The sequence below is a fragment of the Streptomyces bicolor genome (assembly GCF_000719285.1).
Taxonomy (GTDB): Bacteria; Actinomycetota; Actinomycetes; order Streptomycetales; family Streptomycetaceae; genus Streptomyces; species Streptomyces bicolor.
This window is the reverse complement of the sequence record NZ_JOFS01000020.1, coordinates 134,372-155,160: the sequence shown is the minus strand read 5'-3', so window position 1 is coordinate 155,160 and position 20,789 is coordinate 134,372. Positions and strand designations below refer to the sequence as shown.

Sequence of the window (20,789 nt, the reverse complement as noted above, 5' to 3'; positions counted from 1 at the left end):
ATGCCCCAGCACACCTCCGGGTCCGACCGTGCGGCGATCCCCCCAGCCGCCCGTGACGGTGGCAGCGTGCGGCCGCCCGCTCCCTCGACGCTCGACGAGCTGTGGCGGTCGTACAAGGCGACAGGGGACGAGCGGTTGCGCGAGCAGCTGATCCTGCACTACTCGCCGCTCGTCAAGTACGTGGCGGGCCGGGTGAGCGTCGGTCTGCCGCCCAATGTGGAGCAGGCGGACTTCGTGTCGTCGGGAGTGTTCGGACTGATCGACGCGATCGAGAAGTTCGACATCGACCGGGAGATCAAGTTCGAGACGTACGCGATCACGCGGATCCGGGGCGCGATGATCGACGAGCTGCGGGCGCTGGACTGGATCCCGCGGTCGGTGCGGCAGAAGGCGCGGAACGTGGAGCGGGCGTACGCGACGCTCGAGGCGCGGCTGCGGCGGACACCGACCGAGGCGGAGGTGGCCGTCGAGATGGGGATCGCGGTGGACGAACTCCACGCGGTCTTCAGCCAGTTGTCGCTGGCCAACGTGGTGGCGCTGGAGGAGCTGCTGCACGTCGGGGGTGAGGGTGGCGACGGGCTGAGCGTCATGGACACGTTGGAGGACACCGCCGCGGACAATCCGGTGGAGGTGGCCGAGGACCGGGAGCTGCGGAGGTTCCTGGCGCGGGCGATCAACACCTTGCCCGAGCGGGAGAAGACCGTGGTGACGCTGTACTACTACGAGGGGCTCACGCTCGCCGAGATCGGGAACGTGCTCGGTGTGACCGAGAGCCGGGTCAGCCAGATCCACACCAAGTCGGTGCTGCAGCTGCGGGCGAAGCTGGCCGGCTTCGGTCGTTGACCTGGCGGGACGTGTCGGGGGATCCGTGGAGAGACTCCCGTCGGCGGTGGCGCGTCCGTAAAGTGGTTGACGTGCCAAGGATTCGAGCGGCCTCCGTGGCCGAGCACCGGTCGATGCAGCGAGCCGCCCTGCTGGACGCGGCTCGTTCCCTGTTGTCCGAGGGCGGGACGGAGGCGCTGACCTTCCCGGCCCTCGCCGAGCGGACGGGGCTCGCGCGGTCGTCCGTGTACGAGTACTTCCGGTCGCGGGCCGCCGTGGTCGAGGAGCTGTGCGGGGTCGACTTTCCTGTGTGGGCCGCGGAGGTTTCGGCGGCGATGGAGCGGGACCCGACGGCCGACGGCAAGGTCGAGGCGTATGTGCGGCAGCAGCTCGCGCTGGTGGGAGATCGGCGGCACCGGGCCGTGGTGGCGATCTCCGCGAGCGAGCTGGACGCCGGGGCTCGGGAGAAGATCCGGGCGGCGCACGGCGGGCTCGTCGCGATGATCGTCGAGGCGCTGGCGGAGATGGGGCACGCGGAGCCTCGGCTGGCGGCGATGTTGTTGCAGGGGGTCGTGGACGCGGCTGTGCGGAGGATCGAGTTGGGGGCGGCGGAGGATCCCTCGGCGATCACGGAGGCGGCCGTGGCCATGGCACTGCGGGGTGTGCGGGGCTGACAGGCTGACCGGCGCGAGGTGCCGACGGGGCGGGAACGCCCGTCCGCGCGTGCGGGGTGCCGGTGCCCGCACCCCGCGCCGGCTAGGACGGCAACGGCACCCCCAGCACCGGCAGCAGCCTCGACGGTCCCCTGTGCAGTAGCGACGGGGGCAGGAGCGACAGCGGGTCCAGGTAGGCGTCGTCTCTCCGCAAACCCCAGTGGACGCACGTCCCCGCGCAGTGGGACCCGGTCGCCTGCACTGTCCCCACGACCTCTCCCGCCTCCACCTCCTCGCCCTTCTTCAGCATCGCCCGCACCGGTTCATACGTCGTCCGCAACGGCGGATCCCCCGTCCCGGTGAGCTCCACCGACACGACCCCCTTCCCCGCGACCCGGCCCGCGAAGGAAACCCGCCCCGCCGCCACCGCCCGTACCGGTGTCCCGGCGGGCGCTGCCAGGTCCACGCCGCGGTGGCCGCGGCCGTACGCGGTCGCCGGGGGCTCCCAGCCGCGGAGGACCGGAGGGCGTAACCCCACGGGCCAGGCCTGGCCGACCGCCGGCACTGTGGGGTCCTGGGCCGGCGCGGCAGGCACGCCACTGGCGGCCGGAGTCAGTCGTGGGACCGGTGTCAGCAGGACGGTCGCCGTCAGGAGCAGCAGTGACACCAGCCGCAACACCAGCCGCCCGCATGTCCTCGCCGTCTCCGCCGTTCTCGCACATCGCTTTGCTCGCATGCGAGAACCGTCCCGCACCCTCCCCGATCATGGCCGGTATCTGTGGATAACTCCCGGGTTGTGGACAGCGGCGTCACCCGGTACCTCCCGGGTCCCGTACACTTCTTCTGGCGATCCGGGTCACCGGGTCGACTTCGCACGCCCCGATACGGCCACCGGAGACGGTCCGTGTCAGCGCCTCTCGGTCCTTCGTGGCACGGCGCATGTGGGCGTCAGGCGCGGGAGCCATCCGGCATCCGCGGCACAACCGAGAACATTCAAGGAGATACGGCCATGGCCGTCGTCACGATGCGGGAGCTGCTGGAGAGCGGCGTCCACTTCGGTCACCAGACCCGTCGTTGGAACCCGAAGATGAAGCGCTTCATCTTCACGGAGCGCAACGGCATCTACATCATCGACCTGCTCCAGTCGCTGTCGTACATCGACCGCGCCTACGAGTTCGTCAAGGAGACCGTCGCCCACGGCGGCACGGTCATGTTCGTCGGTACGAAGAAGCAGGCGCAGGAGGCCATCGCCGAGCAGGCGACCCGCGTCGGCATGCCCTACGTCAACCAGCGCTGGCTGGGCGGCATGCTCACCAACTTCTCGACCGTCTACAAGCGTCTGCAGCGCCTCAAGGAGCTCGAGCAGATCGACTTCGAGGACGTCGCCGCTTCCGGTCTGACCAAGAAGGAGCTTCTCGTGCTCTCGCGCGAGAAGGCCAAGCTGGAGAAGACCCTCGGTGGTATCCGCGAGATGCAGAAGGTGCCCAGCGCCGTCTGGATCGTGGACACCAAGAAGGAGCACATCGCCGTTGGTGAGGCCCGGAAGCTCAACATTCCGGTTGTCGCCATCCTCGACACCAACTGCGACCCCGACGAGGTCGACTACAAGATCCCGGGCAACGACGACGCGATCCGCTCCGTCACCCTGCTCACCCGTGTGATCGCCGACGCCGTCGCCGAGGGCCTCATCGCCCGTTCCGGCGTGGCGACGGAGGGCAAGGGCGAGAAGGCCGCGGGCGAGCCGCTCGCCGAGTGGGAGCGCGACCTGCTCGAGGGCGAGAAGAAGGCCGAGGAGGCCCCGGCCGCCGCCGAGGCGCCTGCTGCCGAGGCCCCCGCTGCCGAGGCTCCGGCCGCCGAGGCTCCGGCTGCTGAGGCTCCGGCCGCCGAGGGCGAGCAGGCCTGACACCGTCAGCGTTGACGGCGGGAGCGGTCCTGCGTCCAACAGCGCCTCCGGCGCGGTTGAAGTCCGCTCCCGCCGTTCACCCGTAGGTCGACGGAAGGTCAGGGCCCCCGGATACATGGGGAGCTGCAGACCCCGTAGATCTTCGATCTTCCAGACTTCGAGAAAGATTCACAGACTCATGGCGAACTACACCGCCGCCGACGTCAAGAAGCTCCGCGAGCTCACCGGCGCCGGCATGATGGACTGCAAGAAGGCGCTGGACGAGGCCGAGGGCAACGTCGAGAAGGCAGTCGAGGCGCTCCGCATCAAGGGCCAGAAGGGCGTCGCCAAGCGCGAGGGCCGCTCCGCCGAGAACGGCGCCGTGGTCTCGATCATCGCCGACGACAACTCCTCCGGTGTCATCGTCGAGCTGAAGTGCGAGACGGACTTCGTCGCCAAGGGCGAGAAGTTCCAGGCCGTGGCCAACGCCATCGCCGAGCACGTCGCGAAGACCTCCCCGGCCGACATCGAGGCCCTGCTCGCCTCCGAGATCGAGGCCGGCAAGACCGTCCAGGCGTTCGTGGACGAGGCCAACGCCAACCTCGGCGAGAAGATCGTCCTGGACCGCTTCGCGCAGTTCGCCGACGGCTTCGTGCTCGCCTACATGCACCGCACGATGCCCGACCTGCCCCCGCAGATCGGTGTCCTCGTCGAGCTGGACAAGCCGAACGCCGAGGTCGCCAAGGGCATCGCCCAGCACATCGCCGCCTTCGCGCCGAAGTACCTCTCCAAGGAGGACGTCCCGGCCGAGGTCGTCGAGTCCGAGCGTCGCGTCGCCGAGGAGACCACCCGCGCCGAGGGCAAGCCCGAGGCCGCCCTGCCGAAGATCGTCGAGGGTCGCCTCAACGGCTTCTTCAAGGACGCCACGCTGCTCGGTCAGCCGTACGCGCTCGACAACAAGAAGTCCGTCCAGAAGATCCTGGACGAGGCCGGTGTCACCCTGAAGCGCTTCTCGCGCATCAAGGTCGGCATCTGAGTCCGTACCGCGATCGGCGCCCGACCCCGATAGGGTCGAGGGCAGTCGTCCGCGGACGCCGTCACCACGTACGCGCGCGTGACGGACGACAGCAGATCTGACGAGGAGGCCATTGCCGCGCATGGGATGCGAAACACGCCCCAACCGGCAATGGCCTTCTTCGTATGTGCACCACGTAACAAAGGCGGGATCTCGATGACCACCAAGGCCCAGAAGAGCGACGACGGCAAAGTACGCGGCCGGTTTCTGCTGAAGCTGTCCGGAGAGGCCTTCTCCGGTGGCGGGGGCCTCGGCGTCGATCCGGACGTGGTGCACAAGATCGCCCGCGAGATCGCCTCCGTCGTCCGCGACGGGGCGCAGGTCGCGGTCGTCATCGGCGGCGGCAACTTCTTCCGCGGTGCCGAACTCCAGCAGCGCGGCATGGACCGGGCCCGCTCGGACTACATGGGCATGCTCGGCACCGTGATGAACTGCCTCGCCCTCCAGGACTTCCTGGAGAAGGAGGGCATCGACAGCCGGGTCCAGACGGCCATCACCATGGGCCAGGTCGCCGAGCCGTACATCCCGCTGCGCGCCGTACGGCACCTGGAGAAGGGCCGTGTGGTCATCTTCGGCGCCGGTATGGGCATGCCGTACTTCTCCACCGACACCACCGCCGCCCAGCGCGCCCTGGAGATCGACGCCGAGGCGCTGCTCATGGGCAAGAACGGCGTGGACGGGGTCTATGACTCCGACCCCAAGACCAACCCCGACGCGGTCAAGTTCGACTCCCTCGGCTACGGCGAGGTCATCACCCGCGACCTCAAGGTCGCCGACGCCACCGCGATCACCCTGTGCCGCGACAACAAGCTCCCGATCCTCGTCTTCGAGCTTCTGGCGGAGGGCAATATCGCCCGCGCCGTCAATGGTGAGAAGATCGGCACGCTTGTGGGTGAGCAGGGCAGTCAGGGCTGACGCCCCAGAACAACCCCGTCCGGGGGACGGACGGGACGGACCCTGACCGGGGGATGGACAATGTCCTGCCGGTCGGGAACCGTGCAGGAAGAAGACGCGACGCAGCCGGCCGCCGCCCCCACCCTGGAACCGCAGCCGGGCCTTTTACTCAAGACACGCAGGAGCAAGTGGTGATCGAAGAGACCCTCCTCGAGGCCGAGGAGAAGATGGAGAAGGCCGTCGTGGTCGCCAAGGAGGACTTCGCCGCGATCCGCACCGGCCGTGCGCACCCGGCGATGTTCAACAAGATCGTGGCCGACTACTACGGCGCGCCGACGCCGATCAACCAGCTGGCTTCGTTCTCCGTGCCGGAGCCGCGCATGGCGGTCGTGACCCCGTTCGACAAGACCGCGCTGCGCAACATCGAGCAGGCGATCCGGGACTCCGACCTGGGCGTCAACCCGAGCAACGACGGCAACATCATCCGGGTGGTGTTCCCCGAGCTCACCGAGGAGCGCCGCCGCGAGTACATCAAGGTCGCCAAGGGCAAGGGCGAGGACGCCAAGGTGTCCATCCGTTCCGTCCGCCGCAAGGCCAAGGACGCCATCGACAAGCTGATCAAGGACGGCGAGATCGGTGAGGACGAGGGCCGCCGTGCGGAGAAGGAGCTCGACGACACCACGCACAAGTACGTCGCCCAGGTGGACGAGCTCCTGAAGCACAAGGAAGCTGAGCTGCTCGAGGTCTGATGAACGACTCTTCCTGGGGGGTGCCGTCAGGGGCCGGGCAAGCCGGGTACTGGGGCGCCGCCGAGCGTGGACCTGTCCAGGGGGCTGCCCCGGCGGGTCCCGCGTACGATGCGCCTGAGGCGCAGCAGACTCGCCCCATGCCCATCGTGCCCGACGTTCCCGCGTATGGCGGAGACCAGGATGACGACCGGGGGGCCGCTCGGCTGAGCGGCCCCTTGTTCCGCGAACAGCCGCCGCATGCGCGGCCGTACGACACGCCGCAGGCGCGGCCTTTCGAGGCGGCGCAGCAGAATCCGGAGCCCATGCCCGACGCCCCGCAGCCGGCGCCCCAGCCGCAGAAGAAGAGCGCGGGGCGCGACCTGGGTGCGGCCATAGGGGTCGGTGTCGGGCTCGGCGTGGTGATCGTCGCCTCGCTGTTCGTCGTCAAGGCCGTGTTCGTCGGTGTCGTCGCGGTCGCCGTCGTCGTCGGCCTGTGGGAGCTGACCAAGCGGCTCGAGGAGCGCAAGGGCATCAAGGCGCCCCTCGTCCCGCTCGCGCTCGGCGGTGCGGCCATGGTCGTCGCCGGGTACGTCCGGGGTGCCGAGGGCGCCTGGGTGTCGATGGCGCTGACCGCGCTGGCCGTACTGGTCTGGCGGATGACGGAACCGCCGGAGGGCTATCTCAAGGACGTCACCGCGGGCGTCTTCGCGGCGTTCTACGTGCCGTTCCTGGCGACGTTCGTCGCGATGATGCTCACCGCCGAGGACGGGGCGTTCCGCGTCCTGACGTTCCTGCTGCTGACGGTCGTCAGCGACACCGGCGCGTACGCCGTCGGCTGGCGCTTCGGCAAGCACAAGCTCGCCCCGCGCATCAGCCCCGGCAAGACCCGCGAGGGCCTGCTCGGCGCGGTGAGCTTCGCGATGGTGGCGGGCGCACTGTGCATGGAGTTCCTGATCGACGACGGCACCTGGTGGCAGGGCCTGCTACTGGGCCTCGCGGTCGCGGCCAGCGCCACGCTGGGCGACCTCGGCGAGTCGATGATCAAGCGGGACCTGGGCATCAAGGACATGGGCACCCTGCTGCCGGGTCATGGCGGGATCATGGACCGGCTGGACTCGCTGTTGCCGACGGCTCCTGTGGTGTGGCTGCTGCTGGTGTTGTTCGTGGGGTCTGGCTGACGGATTGATCAGCCTCTGTGAGCCTCCGCTCTCGTAGAGCGGAGGCTCCCTGGTGTGTGGGACGATTCCCGTGTACGTCAATGAAGGCACTCAAAGGGGACTCGAAGGGGGTCATCATGACCGCCATCCGAGAAGTCATCGACGTCGACTGCACGCCGGACGAGGTGTACGCGTATGTCACCGACCCGTCCCACCTGCCGGAATGGCAGCTGAGCGCAGTCTCGGCCGAGCCGCTGGACGCAGGGCCGATCCACGCCGGCTCCCAGGTGCGGGTCACCCGGCGCATCGGTAACCGTGAGATTCCGATGACCGTTGAGTTCGACGAGCTCGACCCTCCGCACAGCTGGGATCTGCACGGCATCGACGGCCCCGTCAGGCCACGTACCCACGGTGAGATCGAGCCGCTCGACGACGGCCGCCGCTCCCGAGTGACGATCGACATCGACTTCGAAGGGCACGGCCTCGGCAAGGTCCTGGTGCCCCTCGTCGTCCGCCCGCAGGTCCGCAAGGAGCTGCCGCGCGACGAGCAGTTGCTCAAGGACAGGCTGGAGCGCAAGACCGACTGAACCGTCCGATGACGCCGCAGGACGGTGGTGGCGTGGACCGCGTCTTCATCACTGGTCAGCGGTGACTCAGTGGTTCTCCACCTGATGGAGAGGGACGATTTCAGCGCGGACGAGTCGATGGGCATCAGAGGGGTGCGCGCTCGGGCTCCGGGGCACGTGATTCGATCTGCGACACTGGTACAGCCATGCCTAAGCCCGGAGAACTCACTTTCGTCGCCCCCCGCGGAGCCAAGAAGCCGCCGCGGCACCTCGCTGATCTCACGCCCGGTGAGCGTAAGGACGCTGTTGCCGCGATCGGCGAGAAGCCGTTTCGTGCCAAGCAGCTCTCGCAGCACTACTTCGCGCGGTACGCGCACGACCCGGAGCAGTGGACCGACATCCCCGCCGGGTCGCGTGCCAAGCTGCGGGAGGAGCTGTTCCCGGAGCTCATGACCGTCGTGCGGCATCTGTCGACCGACGAGGGCACCACGCGCAAGACGCTGTGGCGGCTGTTCGACGGGACGCTCGTCGAGTCGGTGCTGATGCGGTATCCGGACCGGGTGACCATGTGCATCAGCTCCCAGGCGGGGTGCGGGATGAACTGTCCGTTCTGTGCCACCGGGCAGGCGGGGCTCGATCGCAATCTGTCCACCGCCGAGATCGTGCATCAGATCGTGGACGGGATGCGGGCGCTCAGGGACGGGGAGGTGCCCGGTGGGTCCGCTCGGTTGTCCAACATCGTCTTCATGGGGATGGGCGAGCCGCTCGCCAACTACAACCGGGTCGTGGGGGCCGTTCGGCGGCTGACCGATCCCGAGCCCGACGGGCTGGGCCTGTCCCAGCGAGGGATCACCGTCTCGACGGTCGGTCTCGTCCCGGCCATCCACCGGTTCGCCGACGAGGGCTTCAAGTGCCGGCTCGCGATCTCCCTGCACGCGCCCGACGACGAGCTGCGCGACACCCTCGTCCCCGTGAACACGCGGTGGAAGGTGCGCGAGGTGCTCGACGCCGGGTTCGAGTACGTCGAGAAGTCCGGGCGTCGGCTGTCCATCGAGTACGCGCTCATCCGGGACATCAATGATCAGGCCTGGCGCGGTGACCGGCTCGGGCGGCTGCTCAAGGGCAAGCCCGTGCATGTGAATCTGATTCCGCTGAACCCGACTCCCGGGTCGAAGTGGACCGCCTCCCGGCCCGAGGACGAGAAGGCGTTCGTGGAGGCCATCGCCGCCCATGGTGTGCCGGTGACCATTCGGGACACCCGTGGTCAGGAGATCGACGGGGCCTGCGGTCAGCTGGCGGCCACCGAGCGGTAATCTGAGCGCGTACACCCGTACGTACATCTTCATATTCCGACAGGGGAGCGCCACAGCGCTGAGAGTGCGGCAACCGGGCCGCAGACCCTCTGAACCTCGCCCAGGTCATTCTGGGTAGGAAGTTCGGTCATCACTCAAGCTGTTGCGCCCTGCCCAGGAGCCGAAAGGACTCGTGGGCAGGGCCGCGTCTCTTCCTGGTCCACCCCAGGAGGAATTTCGTGAGCACCACCAAGAAGTTCGCGGCCGTGGCCGTCGGGCTGGGCCTCGTCACGCTGTCCGCGTGTGGGTCGTCCGACTCCGGCAGCGACACCGGCGAGTCCAAGAGCAAGAACGTCACGCTCGTCAGCCATGACTCGTGGGCCGTCTCGAAGAGCGTCCTCGCCGCGTTCGAGAAGCAGTCCGGCTACAAGGTCAAGGTCCTGGAGGACGGCGACGCCGGGCAGGCCGTCAACAAGGCGATCCTGACCAAGGACAACCCGCAGGGCGACGTCTTCTTCGGCGTCGACAACACCTTGCTCTCGCGGGCCCTCGACAACGGCCTGTTCCAGTCGTACGAGGCGAAGGGCTCCGACGGCATCAAGCCCGAGTACCTCGCCGACAAGGACGAGCACCGGGTCACGCCGATCGACACCGGCGACATCTGCGTCAACTACGACAAGGCGTACTTCAGCGAGCACAAGCTGGCCCCACCGACGTCCTACGACGATCTGATCAAGCCCGCGTACAAGAACCTCCTCGTCACCGAGAACGCCTCCACCTCCTCGCCCGGCCTCGGCTTCCTGCTCGGCACCGCCGCCAAGTACGGCGACGACGGCTGGCAGGACTACTGGAAGAAGCTGAAGGCCAACGGCGTCAAGGTCGTCGACGGCTGGGAGCAGGCCTACAACGAGGAGTTCTCCGGCTCGGCCGGCGGCAAGCAGGCCAAGGCCGACCGGCCGCTCGTCGTGTCGTACGCCTCCTCGCCGCCCGCCGAGGTGATCTACGCCGACCCGAAGCCGACGACCGCGCCCACCGGGGTCGCGACCGGCACCTGCTTCCGCCAGGTGGAGTACGCGGGTCTGCTCAGCAACGCCAAGAACGCCGAGGGCGGCAAGGCGCTCCTCGACTTCCTGCTCACCAGGACGTTCCAGGACGACATGCCGCTCAACATGTTCGTCTACCCGGTGGTCGAGGGCGCCCAGGTTCCCGAGGAGTTCGTGAAGTACGGCCCGCAGGCCGAGGATCCCGAGACCATGGACCCGGCGAAGATCGCCGACAACCGTGACGACTGGGTCAAGTCGTGGACCTCGCTCGTACTGAAGTAGCCCCACGAAAGGGAGCCCGCAAGGGACGCGCGGGCGGTGCGGCGGTGCGGCTCGGCCTCATCGCCGTGCCCGTCGCGTTCTTCGCGGCCTTCTTCGCCTACCCCGTCGCCGCGATCGTCGCGCGTGGTCTGAAGGTCGACGGGGTCTGGCAGTTCGGGCGGCTCTGGGACGTGCTCGGGCAGTCCGACATCCGGCACGTCCTGTGGTTCACCACCTGGCAGGCCCTCGCGTCCACCGCGCTGACCCTGCTGATCGCGCTGCCGGGCGCGTATGTCTTCGCCCGCTTCGACTTCCCCGGCAAGCAGATCCTGCGGGCCGTGGTGACCGTGCCCTTCGTGCTGCCGACGGTCGTCGTCGGTACGGCGTTCCTCGCACTCGTCGGCCGTGGCGGGCTCCTCGACGAGCTGTGGGGCGTACGCCTCGACACCACTGTGTGGGCCATCCTCCTCGCGCATGTCTTCTTCAACTACGCCGTCGTCGTACGGACGGTCGGCGGGCTCTGGGCGCAGCTCGACCCGCGGCAGGCGGAGGCCGCGCGGATGCTCGGGGCGTCTCCGCTGAAGGCCTGGCGTCAGGTCACCCTCCCGGCCCTCGCGCCCGCCGTGGCCGCCGCCGCGCTCATGGTCTTCCTGTTCACCTTCACCTCCTTCGGTGTCGTCCAGATCCTCGGCGGGCCGACCTTCTCCACCCTCGAAGTGGAGATCTACCGGCAGACCTCGGAGATCTTCGACCTCTCCACGGCCGCCGTCCTGACGATCATCCAGTTCCTCGCCGTGGCCGCGATCCTCGCCGTGCACGCCTGGACGGTACGGCGCCGGGAGAGCACTCTTCGGCTGGTCGACGCGTCCGTGACCGCGCGGCGGCCGCGCGGCGCGGGGCAGTGGGCGCTGCTGGCCGGTGTCCTGGCCGTCATCGTCGTACTCCTGCTGCTGCCGCTCGCCGTGCTGGTGCAGCGGTCGCTGGACGCGCCCGACTTCGGCCACTACCGGGCGCTGACCAGCGCCGACGGCGGGGTCTTCCTCGTCGCGCCGATCGAGGCCATCGGCAATTCGCTTCAGTACGCCGTCGTCGCCACCGTCATCGCCGTGCTGATCGGTGGTCTGGCCGCGGCGGCACTGACCCGACGGGACGCGGGGCGGTTCGTACGCGGTTTCGACGCGCTGTTGATGCTGCCGCTCGGGGTGTCCGCGGTGACCGTCGGGTTCGGGTTCCTGATCGCTCTGGACGAGCCTCCGCTCGATCTGCGCAGCTCGTGGATCCTGGTTCCGCTGGCTCAGGCGCTCGTCGGCGTGCCCTTCGTCGTACGGACCATGCTGCCCGTGCTGCGGGCCGTGGACCAGCGGCTCCGTGAGGCGGCGGCGGTGCTCGGGGCCTCGCCCTGGCGGGTCTGGCGTGAGGTGGATCTGCCGATGGTGCGGCGGGCGCTGCTGATCGCGGCCGGGTTCGCCTTCGCCGTGTCGCTGGGGGAGTTCGGGGCGACCGTGTTCATCGCGCGGCCCGACAATCCGACGCTGCCGGTCGCCGTGGCGCGGCTGCTGGGGCGGGCCGGCGAGCTCAACTACGGCCAGGCGATGGCTCTTTCGACGGTACTGATGGTGGTGTGCGCGGTGGCGCTGCTGGTGTTGGAGCGGCTTCGTACGGATCGGACGGGGGAGTTCTAGATGCTGTTGAGCCTGGCGGGTGCGACCGTACGGTTCGGCGGGCGGGCCGTGCTGGACGGCGTGGACCTCGATGTCGCCGAGCACGAGATCGTGTGCGTGCTGGGGCCGAGCGGCAGCGGCAAGTCGACGCTGCTGAGGGCGGTGGCGGGCCTGCAACCCCTCGACGCCGGGCGGGTGTCGCTCGACGGGCGGGACCAGGCCGGGGTGCCCGCGCACAAGCGGGGTGTCGGGCTGATGTTCCAGGACCACCAGCTGTTCCCGCAGCGGGACGTCGGCGGCAACGTGGCCTTCGGGGCGCGGATGCACGGCGCATCCAAGGGTGAACAGGCCGAACAGATAACGGAGTTGCTCGATCTCGTCGGACTGCCGGGCGCCGCCCGGCGCGCCGTCGCCTCCCTCTCCGGCGGGGAGCAGCAGCGGGTGGCGCTGGCCCGCGCGCTCGCGCCCCGGCCTCGGCTGCTGATGCTGGACGAGCCACTCGGCCAGCTCGACCGCTCGCTGCGTGAGCGGCTGGTGGTCGAACTTCGGGAGCTGTTCGGGCGGTTGGGCACCACCGTGCTGGCCGTGACGCACGACCAGGGCGAGGCCTTCGCGCTCGCCGACCGCGTCGTGGTGATGCGGGACGGGCGGATCGCCCAGACCGGCACGCCGCTCCAGGTGTGGCAGCGGCCCGTGGACGAGTTCGTGGCGCGCTTCCTCGGCTTCGACAACGTGGTCGAGGGCACGGTCGCCGGGGAGGCCGCGGACACGCCCTGGGGCAAGCTGCCGGTGGGCGAGGGCGCCGCGCAGGGCCCGCGGACCCTGCTCGTGCGGCCGGCCGGGGTGCGGCTCGTGGCCCCCGACGCCGGGCTGCGCTGCACGGTCACGGCACGCACCTTCAAGGGCACGCATGTCGCCGTTCACCTCCAGCCCGAGGACGCGCCGCGCCTGGAGGCGGCGTGTGCGCTGCGGGACGCGCCGGAGGTCGGGGACGTGGTCGGCGTCGAGTTCGATGCGGCTGAAATTGTCGTGCTGGACTGATCACCCGGCCCGTAGGGTGCGGGGCATGAGGCAGCTCGCGCATGATCGCTACTGTGACGAAATATCCCATCAGATCGGCCTGTTGAGGGCTGTGGTGACCTCCGGCGCCGATCTGTCGGCCACCGTGCCGACCTGCCCGGACTGGTCGCTGGAACAGCTCGTACGGCACACGGGCGGCGCCCTGCGCTGGGTGGAGCTGATGGTGCGGACGCGGGCACAGGAGGAGATCCCGGAGGAACAGGTGCCGGGGGCCGAGGGTCCCGAGGGGCAGGGCGATCCCGCCGCCCTGGACGCCTGGCTGGCGGAGACCGGCGAGATGGTCGTCGGCGCGCTGCGGGAGGCCGGGCCGGACGCCAAGATGTGGGGGTGGGCCGGCGTCCCCACCGCGGGATTCTGGGCCCGCCGTATGACACACGAGATCACCGTCCACCGCGCCGACGCGACCCTCGCCGCCGGGCTGCCCTACGAGGTCGCGCCGGACGTGGCCGCCGACGCGATCGACGAGTGGCTGGAGATCGTCGAGTGGGCGCAGCGGACGTTGCCGGACGACCCGGCGAGGGAGTTGCACCGGCCGGGGGGCAGTATCCATCTGCACGCCACCGACAACGCCCCCGAGGTGAACGCCGAATGGTTCATCGATCTCACCGGGGACGTCGTCACTTGGCGGCGCGGCCACGAGAAGGCGACGGTCGCCCTGCGCGGCCCGCTCACCGCCGTACTGCTCGCCTTCTACCGCCGACTGCCGCTGGACAGCGCGGAGTTGGAGATCCTCGGCGAGCGGGAGTTGCTGGAGTTCTGGCTCGAACGGGCGACGTTCGGCTGACAGGCGTATGGCCCGCCCCCGGGGAAGGGGCGGGCCACAACGGTGTTGCTGTGCGGGCGTGTCAGCGGTCGCCGCTCGTCCCGCGGCGACGCATGCCGAAGAAGACGGCACCGCCACCGATCGCCACGAGCGCGATCGCGATGCCGGCGATCAGGCCGGTGTTGGAGTTCGCACCGGTCTCGGCGAGGTTGGAGTCACCGGCGTCCGCCGGGGCCGGAGCGTTGCTCTCGGTGCCCGCGGGGGCGGTGCTCTCGCTCTGAGACGGCGTCGGGGTCGGGGTGTCGGTCTCCTCGGCCGGGGTCGAGGCGGAGTCCGACGGGGTCGGGGTGTCGGACGGAGCCGGCGGCTCCTCCTCTTCCTTCTTGCAGGCCGTGGACGGCGTGGTCAGGTTCGGCTTGATGTCCTCGTCGACATAGCCCTCGGCCTTGACGTGGACCCGGTACTCGGCGTCCGGCTTCCAGTTCTCTTCGAAGGTGATGGTCACACCCTCGCGAGAGCCCTTGACCACCTGCTCGCCGACCTTCTTCAGGTCGGCGCCGTTGTTCTGCAGGTACACGCTGACGGTCGCCGGGATCCCGCTGGGGTCCACGTCGGTCACCGTGATGACGCCCTTGACGCCGTCGCACTTGGCTTCGGCGGAGAATTCACTGATGTCGCACGCGAGCGCGTTGCCCGCGAGACCGAGCGCGAGCGCCGCGGATGCGGAGGCGACACCAAGAGCGCGCACGGAACGTGCGACAGTACGGCGGTTTATGGACACGTTTGTCCTTACGAGTTGCGCAACTGAGGGGGGTTGAAGAGGTTGGCGATTCTGACATCGCCGTCCCCAGGAGTCTCACAGGTTTATAAGCGTGACATAAGCAGTGTCAACGTGTATGCAGCCAACAGGCGTTGGCTTTGCCCTCTTATTAACCGCCCAGACGTTTCAACGCCTCCGGCACCTCCTCGATCCGGTCAACCAGGGCGATACGGGACTCCATCGAGCGGTCCCGCGCGAGCGACTGGAGCAGGGGCCAGGTCGGCAGTCTCTCGGTCCAGTGCGTGCGGTCGACCAGGATCATCGGGGTGGGTTCACCGCGCGACTCGTAGTAGTTCGGCGTCGCGTTGTCGAAGATCTCCTGTACGGTTCCGGCGGCGCCCGGCAGGAAGACGACGCCCGCGTTCGAGCGCGCCAGGAGGCCGTCCTCGCGGGTGGCGTTGGCGAAGTACTTGGCGATGTGGGAGGCGAACGGGTTCGGCGGCTCGTGGCCGTAGAACCAGGTCGGGATGCCCACGGAGCGGCCGCCCCTGGGCCAGCGGGCGCGCACGTCGAAGGCGACGGCCGCCCAGTCGGTGATCGAGGGTGTGAACCCGGGGGACTTGGCGAGGAGTTGGACGGCCTCGCGGAGCATCTCGTCGTCGTACGGGGCGGCGTACGCCCCGAGGTTCGCCGCCTCCATCGCGCCCGGGCCGCCGCCGGTGGCGACCGTGAAACCGGCGCGGGTCAGCTCCCGGCCGAGGCGCGCGGCACCCTCGTACGCCTCCGTGCCGCGGCGCATCGCGTGCCCGCCCATGACGCCGACCACCCGGGCGCCGGCGAGGAGTTCGTCGAGGGCGTCGGAGACCGAGTCGTCGTGGACCGCGCGGAGCATGGAGGCGTATATGTCCCCGTCCGCCTTGGTCTGCTGGAACCACGCGTATGAGCGTGCGTCCGGCGTGGCCTCGTATCCGTCCGCCAGGGACGTGAAGAGCTCGTCGGGGGAGTAGACCTGGCCGCGGTACGGGTCGAAGGGCAGATCCGGGACGGGCGGGAAGACCAGGGCGCCGTCCGTGCGGATCTTCGCGGCGGCTTCCTCGCGCATCGGGCAGCCGAGGAAGACGGCGCCCGCCGTGTCCGTGCCGAGCAGCTCGCGCGTACGGTCCGTCAGGTCGACGGCCTGGACACGGAATCCGGCGAGGGTGCCGCGCGACGAGACGGTCGCGTCGAACTCCTCGAGCGTCTCGATCTCACGGTCGTCGTGGTGGGCCGCATGGGCGGGCATCGTCTGCACGCGCCCATGCTAGGCACCGTCCGAGGGGGCGCGGGCGTCAGCCCTCGATGGCCGACGGGTCCATCCAGACGACCTCCCAGGTGTGGCCGTCGAGGTCGTCGAAGGCGCGGCCGTACATGAAGCCCATGTCCTGGATCTTCTCCGAGGCGGTGCCGCCGGCGGCGACGGCCTTCTCGACCAGTTCGTCGACCTTGTCGCGGCTCTCGGCGCTCAGGCAGACCAGCACCTCGCTGGTCTTCGTGGCGTCCGCGATCTCCTTGTCGGTGAAGGTCGCGTAGAACGGCCTGGTCAGCAGCATCGCGACGATGGTGTCACTGATCACGACGGAGGCGGCGTTCTCGTCGCTGAACTGCGGGTTGATCGAGTAACCGAGCTCCGTGAAGAACTTCTTCGAGGCGTCGAGGTCGTTCACGGGCAGGTTCACAAAGATCATCTGCTGGTACGCGGGGGCGGTCATCGTGGTCTCTCCCATCGGGTTCGATGCTGTTCGGTGGGGTAGACCGGGGGGTCGTGCGGAACTCATCGCCGCGGAGGGACTTTTTTCGTACGAGTTTTTCGCGCCCTGCTTCAGCGCGCCAGGGGCAGTGCGGCCAGCTCGGCCACGATCAGGGTGAGCGGGCCGAAGAAGGCCGCCAGGACACCGGCGCGCAGGGCGGCCGCGCTGCGCAGCATCGAGGTGGGGGCGCCGAGGCGGAGCAGGGCGGCCGTGGTGTCGGCGCGGGCCTGTTTGGCCTCCACGGCGGCCGTCAGGAGGGTGGCCACGGTGCAGCCGGTGACCAGGGCGACCCCGACGGTGGTGAGAGGGCCGAAGGCGGAGATGGCGTCGGGGTCGGAGAGGGTGGCCACGGCGTACGCGCCGGAGGCCGCGGCGCAGACGATGCCGAGAGGACGGCCGATGCGGACGGCTTCCGCCATGAGGACGCGGCCTGCCAGGAGGCGGAGGGCGCCGGGGCGGGCGGACTGCAGGAGGCGGCCGCAGAGGTGGGTGAGGCCGGGGGCGGCGAGGGCGAGGCCGAGGGCGGTGAGGAGCCAGCCGAGGAGAACGCCGGCGTGGCCGGTGGGGAGGGCGGCGGGCAGGGTGAGGGCGGCGCCGGTTGTGGCGTGGGCGGCGTAGGTCTCCGCGGCCAGGCCTGCGGCGATCACCGCGATGCCCCAGGGGAGGCCAGCGGGGGGTTTGCGGGGTGCTGGGGGGAGTGCGGAGTCCGGGGTGGCGGTGGGGTCGGCTACCGCTTCGGTCCAGTCGGTTGTCTGCTTGCCCGGGGTGGGGGCTGGGGTCTGGGTGGGCTGCGGGGGCCGGCTGTCCGCGGGCTGATGGCCGCCAGGTGCCTCAGCTGCTCCCCGCCCGCCCCGCCTCAGATGGGCCCCGAACCTGCCGTACGCCCCGAATGTCTCCCGCGTCGTCGGCCCGCTGCGCGAACCGAAGCGGCCGTGCGGCCTCGCCCCGCCCTGTGCGTGCGTGCGCTGCTCCTTCGGGCGGAGGGTGAACGCCACCGTCAGGGAGGCGATCGCCGGTGCCGCGGTGAGGAGGGTCAAGGTGGCCGGGAGGGGGAGGGGGGTGTCCGCTGCGAGGAACTCCTCGCCGGCGCCGTCGAAGGGCATGCCCGTCAGGTCGCCTCGCAGGTGCAGGAAGAACAGCAGGGCCACCATCGAGCCGAGGGTGCAGGACAGGGCCGTGGTCGTCGCCGAGACGGCCATCAGGCGGGCCGGGCCCAGGCCGATCGCCGAGAGGCCGGGGCGGGGCTTGGTGCCGGGGTCGGTGCGGGCCACCGCGACCGCGAAGTGGATCGTCGCGGCCAACGGGGGCACGCACCAGGCCAGGCGGAGCAGCGACGCGCCGGGATCGTCGGGGTGGGACAGGGCGTAGCCCAGGGCGCACAGGAGCAGGAAGCCCGTGCCCGCGGACGCCGTCGCCACCAGCAGGCGGCGCAGCTGGACGGCGGGTTGGGAGCCGAGGGTCAGGCGGAGAGCGAGCACGCGGCCCGGCCTTCCGCCTCGCCGACCGGGGGTAGCTGCACCGTGTTCACACGGCGTCCGTCCAGGAGGGTGAGCCTGCGGTCCGCGAGGGGCGCCGCGTCCGGGTCGTAGCTGGCCAGGACGACCGTGATGCCGTGCGAGCGGGCCGCCGTCGTCAGTGTGCGCAGGACCTGGGTGCGGTCGGTGCGGTGCAGGGAAGCCGCCGGCTCGTCGGCGAACAGGACCGTGGGCGAGGGGGCCAGTGCCCGGGCGATGCAGACGCGCTGGCGTTCGGCCTGGAGCAGCTGGTGCGGGCGCTTGCGGGCCACCTTGCCGACGTCCAGGCGCTCCAGCCACTCCAGCGCGGCCGTCTTGGCACGCCGGCGGCTGGTGCCGCGCAGCATCAGGGGGAGGGCGGCGTTCTCCCAGACGTTCAGTTCGGGGACGAGGGACGGGGCCGGGTCGATCCAGCTGAAGCGGTCGCGGCGGAGCCGCTCGCGGGCCAGCGGGCCCATCTTGTGCACCGGCACGCTGTTGAACCAGACGTCGCCCCGGCGTACCGGGAGCAGGCCGGACAGGCATTGCAGCAGGGTCGTCTTGCCGCTCCCGCGCGGACCGATGACGGCGAGGACCTCACCCTCCTGGACACCGAGCGAGACGCCGCTGAGCGCGGGTGAGCCGTCGTTGTAGGTGAAGTGCAGGGCGCGCGCCCAGAGCACGTCGTTGTCCGGCGGGGCCACCATGACGTACACCTCGCTTCTGATCCGTTTCCGTACCTGATCCCCCGTGCGGGGGAACGATGGCTCGGCCGATCGGTCACAGGAACGCTAGGCAGCCGTCCCCCGGACCCCGGACAGCACACGGCCCCGGGCCGCCGTTTCTCACTCGAACGGGCGGCTCCGGGGCCGGTGTTGATCATCCAGACGGAAGATCAACTTCCGCGGGTCGGCGGGGGCACCTGGGGCGCTTGGTACGCCTGGTGCGCCTGGCGCGTCACAGCTTGGTCCATGCCTCCGACAGCGTCGCGCGCAGGATCTGCTCGATCTCGTCGAACGTCTCCTGGTTGGAGATCAGCGGCGGCGCGAGCTGCACGACCGGGTCACCCCTGTCGTCGGCACGGCAGTACAGGCCGTTCTCGAACAGCTTCTTGGAGAGGAAGCCGTACAGGACGCGCTCGGTCTCCTCGGCGTTGAACGACTCCTTGGTCGCCTTGTCCTTCACCAGCTCGATGCCGTAGAAGAAGCCGTTGCCGCGGACGTCGCCGACGATCGGCAGGTCGTACAGCTTCTCCAGCGTCGAGCGGAAGGCGGCCTCGTTGTCGAGGACGTGCTGGTTGAGGTTCTCGCGCTCGAACAGGTCGAGGTTGGCGATGCCGACCGCGGCCGACACCGGGTGGCCGCCGAAGGTGTAGCCGTGCAGGAACGTGTTGTCGCCCTTGTAGAACGGCTCGGCGATGCGGTCGGAGATGATGCAGGCGCCGATCGGGGAGTAGCCCGAGGTCATGCCCTTGGCGCAGGTGATCATGTCCGGGACGTAGCCGAACTTGTCGCAGGCGAACATCGTGCCGAGGCGGCCGAAGGCGCAGATGACCTCGTCCGAGACCAGCAGCACGTCGTACTGGTCGCAGATCTCGCGGACCCGCTGGAAGTAACCGGGCGGGGGCGGGAAGCAGCCGCCCGCGTTCTGCACCGGCTCCAGGAAGACCGCGGCGACCGTGTCCGGGCCCTCGAAGAGGATCTGCTGCTCGATCTGGTCGGCGGCCCAGCGGCCGAAGGCCTCCGGGTCGTCGCCGTGGATCGGGGCGCGGTAGAAGTTGGTGTTCGGGACCTTGTGGGCGCCGGGGACCAGCGGCTCGAAGGGGGCCTTAAGGGCGGGCAGGCCCGTGATGGACAGGGCGCCCTGCGGGGTGCCGTGGTAGGCGACGGCACGCGAGATGACCTTGTGCTTGGTGGGCTTGCCGACCAGCTTGAAGTACTGCTTGGCGAGCTTCCAGGCGGTCTCCACCGCCTCACCGCCGCCGGTGGTGAAGAAGACCTTGTTGAGGTCGCCCGGAGCGTGGTCCGCGAGACGGTCGGCGAGCTCGACGGCCTTCGGATGGGCGTACGACCAGATCGGGAAGAACGCCAGCTCCTGCGCCTGCTTGAAGGCGGTCTCGGCCAGCTCCACGCGGCCGTGCCCGGCCTGGACCACGAACAGGCCGGCGAGACCGTCGAGGTAACGCTTGCCCTTGTCGTCGTAGATGTACGTGCCCTCGCCCCGGACGATGGTGGGGACGGGCGACTTCTCGTACGAGGACATGCGCGTGAAGTGCATCCACAGGTGGTCGTACGCGGTCCTGCTGAGGTCCTGAGGGGTGTCGGTGCTCACGGTTATCGGGTCCTCACGGTTATCGGGTTCCCCACATGTAGGTCTGCTTCTTGAGCTTGAGGTAGACGAAGCTCTCGGTGGAGCGCACTCCGGGGACGGCCCGGATGCGTTTGTTGATGACCTCCAGCAGGTGGTCGTCGTCCTCGCAGACGATCTCCACCATCAGGTCGAAGGACCCGGCGGTCATCACGACGTACTCGCACTCGGACATGGCGGTCAGCGCGTCGGCCACGGACTCCACGTCGCCCTCGACATTGACGCCGACCATCGCCTGGCGCCGGAAGCCCACGGTGAGCGGGTCCGTGACGGCGACGATCTGCATCACGCCCTGGTCGAGCAGCTTCTGGACGCGCTGGCGCACGGCCGCCTCGGACAGGCCGACGGCCTTGCCGATGGCGGCGTACGGCCGGCGGCCGTCCTCCTGAAGTTGTTCGATGATGGCGAGGGAGACGGCGTCCAGCTGGGGACCGCCGCCGTTCCTGGACTCGCGGGAGTCCCTGTGCTCTGCGCTTCGACTGGCCACGACGTCACTGTGCACGAC

At 69.6% G+C, this 20,789-nt stretch carries 21 protein-coding genes; 13 read left to right on the top strand and 8 right to left on the bottom strand.

Annotated elements, in window-relative coordinates; translation table 11 throughout:
- Both whiG and IF78_RS0125760 read left to right on the top strand, forming a co-directional pair.
- Window positions 1-843 carry an RNA polymerase sigma factor WhiG gene (gene whiG, locus IF78_RS0125765; RefSeq protein ID WP_003997555.1) on the top strand — a complete coding sequence of 281 codons (843 nt, stop codon included), beginning with the start codon at window positions 1-3 and terminating at the stop codon, window positions 841-843.
- 95 nt (window positions 844-938) lie between these two features.
- Window positions 939-1,496, top strand: coding sequence for a TetR/AcrR family transcriptional regulator (locus IF78_RS0125760; protein WP_031485083.1), 558 nt, complete (start codon window positions 939-941; stop codon window positions 1,494-1,496).
- An 82-nt stretch (window positions 1,497-1,578) separates the two neighbouring features.
- Here the strand turns inward: IF78_RS0125760 and IF78_RS0125755 are convergent, their stop codons facing one another.
- Window positions 1,579-2,211: a M23 family metallopeptidase gene (locus IF78_RS0125755; protein ID WP_078662586.1), complete on the bottom strand. Its 633-nt coding sequence runs from the start codon at window positions 2,209-2,211 to the stop codon at window positions 1,579-1,581.
- Between the two features lie 273 nt (window positions 2,212-2,484).
- Between IF78_RS0125755 and rpsB the strand changes: the two genes are divergently transcribed.
- The 11 genes from rpsB (at window position 2,485) to IF78_RS0125700 (ending at window position 13,898) form a co-directional block, all read left to right on the top strand.
- Window positions 2,485-3,378: a 30S ribosomal protein S2 gene (gene rpsB, locus IF78_RS0125750; RefSeq protein ID WP_031485079.1), complete on the top strand. Its 894-nt coding sequence runs from the start codon at window positions 2,485-2,487 to the stop codon at window positions 3,376-3,378.
- Window positions 3,379-3,556: 178 nt separating this feature from the next.
- A complete protein-coding gene (gene tsf, locus IF78_RS0125745; protein ID WP_031485076.1) occupies window positions 3,557-4,393 on the top strand; it encodes a translation elongation factor Ts in 837 nt (278 codons plus the stop codon).
- A 195-nt stretch (window positions 4,394-4,588) separates the two neighbouring features.
- On the top strand, window positions 4,589-5,347 hold the full coding sequence (gene pyrH, locus IF78_RS0125740; RefSeq protein ID WP_031485074.1) for a UMP kinase: 759 nt from the start codon (window positions 4,589-4,591) through the stop codon (window positions 5,345-5,347).
- A gap of 170 nt (window positions 5,348-5,517) precedes the next feature.
- Entirely contained in the window at window positions 5,518-6,075 is a 558-nt protein-coding gene (frr, locus tag IF78_RS0125735; protein WP_031485072.1) for a ribosome recycling factor, read from the top strand.
- Window positions 6,075-7,232, top strand: a complete 1,158-nt coding sequence (locus IF78_RS0125730; protein WP_037641217.1) for a phosphatidate cytidylyltransferase — start codon at window positions 6,075-6,077, stop codon at window positions 7,230-7,232. Before frr ends, IF78_RS0125730 begins: the two co-directional genes overlap by 1 nt.
- Before the next feature lie 116 nt (window positions 7,233-7,348).
- Window positions 7,349-7,798: an SRPBCC family protein gene (locus IF78_RS0125725; RefSeq protein ID WP_031485068.1), complete on the top strand. Its 450-nt coding sequence runs from the start codon at window positions 7,349-7,351 to the stop codon at window positions 7,796-7,798.
- A gap of 185 nt (window positions 7,799-7,983) precedes the next feature.
- Complete coding sequence (gene rlmN / locus IF78_RS0125720; RefSeq protein WP_031485066.1) at window positions 7,984-9,090, top strand: dual-specificity RNA methyltransferase RlmN; 1,107 nt, start codon at window positions 7,984-7,986, stop codon at window positions 9,088-9,090.
- A gap of 218 nt (window positions 9,091-9,308) precedes the next feature.
- The gene (locus IF78_RS0125715; protein WP_031485064.1) at window positions 9,309-10,394 is read left to right on the top strand and encodes a thiamine ABC transporter substrate-binding protein; all 1,086 of its coding nucleotides are present in this window, start codon (window positions 9,309-9,311) and stop codon (window positions 10,392-10,394) included.
- Complete coding sequence (locus tag IF78_RS0125710; protein WP_031485062.1) at window positions 10,370-12,055, top strand: ABC transporter permease; 1,686 nt, start codon at window positions 10,370-10,372, stop codon at window positions 12,053-12,055. Before IF78_RS0125715 ends, IF78_RS0125710 begins: the two co-directional genes overlap by 25 nt.
- The gene (locus IF78_RS0125705; protein ID WP_031485059.1) at window positions 12,056-13,075 is read left to right on the top strand and encodes an ABC transporter ATP-binding protein; all 1,020 of its coding nucleotides are present in this window, start codon (window positions 12,056-12,058) and stop codon (window positions 13,073-13,075) included.
- Between the two features lie 25 nt (window positions 13,076-13,100).
- Window positions 13,101-13,898, top strand: a complete 798-nt coding sequence (locus IF78_RS0125700; RefSeq protein WP_031485057.1) for a maleylpyruvate isomerase family mycothiol-dependent enzyme — start codon at window positions 13,101-13,103, stop codon at window positions 13,896-13,898.
- 61 nt (window positions 13,899-13,959) lie between these two features.
- Here IF78_RS0125700 and IF78_RS0125695 read toward each other — a convergent pair whose 3' ends face one another.
- The 7 genes from IF78_RS0125695 to IF78_RS0125665 all read right to left on the bottom strand — a co-directional run bounded on the left by IF78_RS0125695 (window position 13,960) and on the right by IF78_RS0125665 (window position 20,786).
- Window positions 13,960-14,625 carry an LAETG motif-containing sortase-dependent surface protein gene (locus IF78_RS0125695; RefSeq protein WP_234439894.1) on the bottom strand — a complete coding sequence of 222 codons (666 nt, stop codon included), beginning with the start codon at window positions 14,623-14,625 and terminating at the stop codon, window positions 13,960-13,962.
- Window positions 14,626-14,806: 181 nt separating this feature from the next.
- Window positions 14,807-15,928, bottom strand: coding sequence for an LOG family protein (locus tag IF78_RS0125690; RefSeq protein WP_031485053.1), 1,122 nt, complete (start codon window positions 15,926-15,928; stop codon window positions 14,807-14,809).
- A gap of 37 nt (window positions 15,929-15,965) precedes the next feature.
- Window positions 15,966-16,385 carry a VOC family protein gene (locus IF78_RS0125685; RefSeq protein WP_031485051.1) on the bottom strand — a complete coding sequence of 140 codons (420 nt, stop codon included), beginning with the start codon at window positions 16,383-16,385 and terminating at the stop codon, window positions 15,966-15,968.
- 110 nt (window positions 16,386-16,495) lie between these two features.
- Window positions 16,496-17,902, bottom strand: coding sequence for a hypothetical protein (locus IF78_RS0125680; RefSeq protein WP_031485049.1), 1,407 nt, complete (start codon window positions 17,900-17,902; stop codon window positions 16,496-16,498).
- A complete protein-coding gene (locus tag IF78_RS0125675) occupies window positions 17,884-18,624 on the bottom strand; it encodes an ABC transporter ATP-binding protein (RefSeq protein WP_031485046.1) in 741 nt (246 codons plus the stop codon). Before IF78_RS0125675 ends, IF78_RS0125680 begins: the two co-directional genes overlap by 19 nt.
- 250 nt (window positions 18,625-18,874) lie before the next feature.
- Window positions 18,875-20,248, bottom strand: coding sequence for an aspartate aminotransferase family protein (locus IF78_RS0125670; protein WP_031485044.1), 1,374 nt, complete (start codon window positions 20,246-20,248; stop codon window positions 18,875-18,877).
- A 19-nt stretch (window positions 20,249-20,267) separates the two neighbouring features.
- On the bottom strand, window positions 20,268-20,786 hold the full coding sequence (locus IF78_RS0125665; RefSeq protein WP_031485042.1) for an Lrp/AsnC family transcriptional regulator: 519 nt from the start codon (window positions 20,784-20,786) through the stop codon (window positions 20,268-20,270).
- Window positions 20,787-20,789: the final 3 nt, after the last annotated feature.

What these genes read in the sequence shown, in the direction of transcription:
- whiG (WP_003997555.1), top strand. Translation starts at nt 1, where the DNA reads ATGCCCCAGCACACCTCCGGGTCCGACCGTGCGGCGATCCCCCCAGCC.
- IF78_RS0125755 (WP_078662586.1), bottom strand. Translation starts at nt 2,211, where the DNA reads ATGCGAGCAAAGCGATGTGCGAGAACGGCGGAGACGGCGAGGACATGC.
- rpsB (WP_031485079.1), top strand. Translation starts at nt 2,485, where the DNA reads ATGGCCGTCGTCACGATGCGGGAGCTGCTGGAGAGCGGCGTCCACTTC.
- tsf (WP_031485076.1), top strand. Translation starts at nt 3,557, where the DNA reads ATGGCGAACTACACCGCCGCCGACGTCAAGAAGCTCCGCGAGCTCACC.
- pyrH (WP_031485074.1), top strand. Translation starts at nt 4,589, where the DNA reads ATGACCACCAAGGCCCAGAAGAGCGACGACGGCAAAGTACGCGGCCGG.
- IF78_RS0125730 (WP_037641217.1), top strand. Translation starts at nt 6,075, where the DNA reads ATGAACGACTCTTCCTGGGGGGTGCCGTCAGGGGCCGGGCAAGCCGGG.
- IF78_RS0125725 (WP_031485068.1), top strand. Translation starts at nt 7,349, where the DNA reads ATGACCGCCATCCGAGAAGTCATCGACGTCGACTGCACGCCGGACGAG.
- rlmN (WP_031485066.1), top strand. Translation starts at nt 7,984, where the DNA reads ATGCCTAAGCCCGGAGAACTCACTTTCGTCGCCCCCCGCGGAGCCAAG.
- IF78_RS0125705 (WP_031485059.1), top strand. Translation starts at nt 12,056, where the DNA reads ATGCTGTTGAGCCTGGCGGGTGCGACCGTACGGTTCGGCGGGCGGGCC.
- IF78_RS0125700 (WP_031485057.1), top strand. Translation starts at nt 13,101, where the DNA reads ATGAGGCAGCTCGCGCATGATCGCTACTGTGACGAAATATCCCATCAG.
- IF78_RS0125685 (WP_031485051.1), bottom strand. Translation starts at nt 16,385, where the DNA reads ATGACCGCCCCCGCGTACCAGCAGATGATCTTTGTGAACCTGCCCGTG.
- IF78_RS0125675 (WP_031485046.1), bottom strand. Translation starts at nt 18,624, where the DNA reads ATGGTGGCCCCGCCGGACAACGACGTGCTCTGGGCGCGCGCCCTGCAC.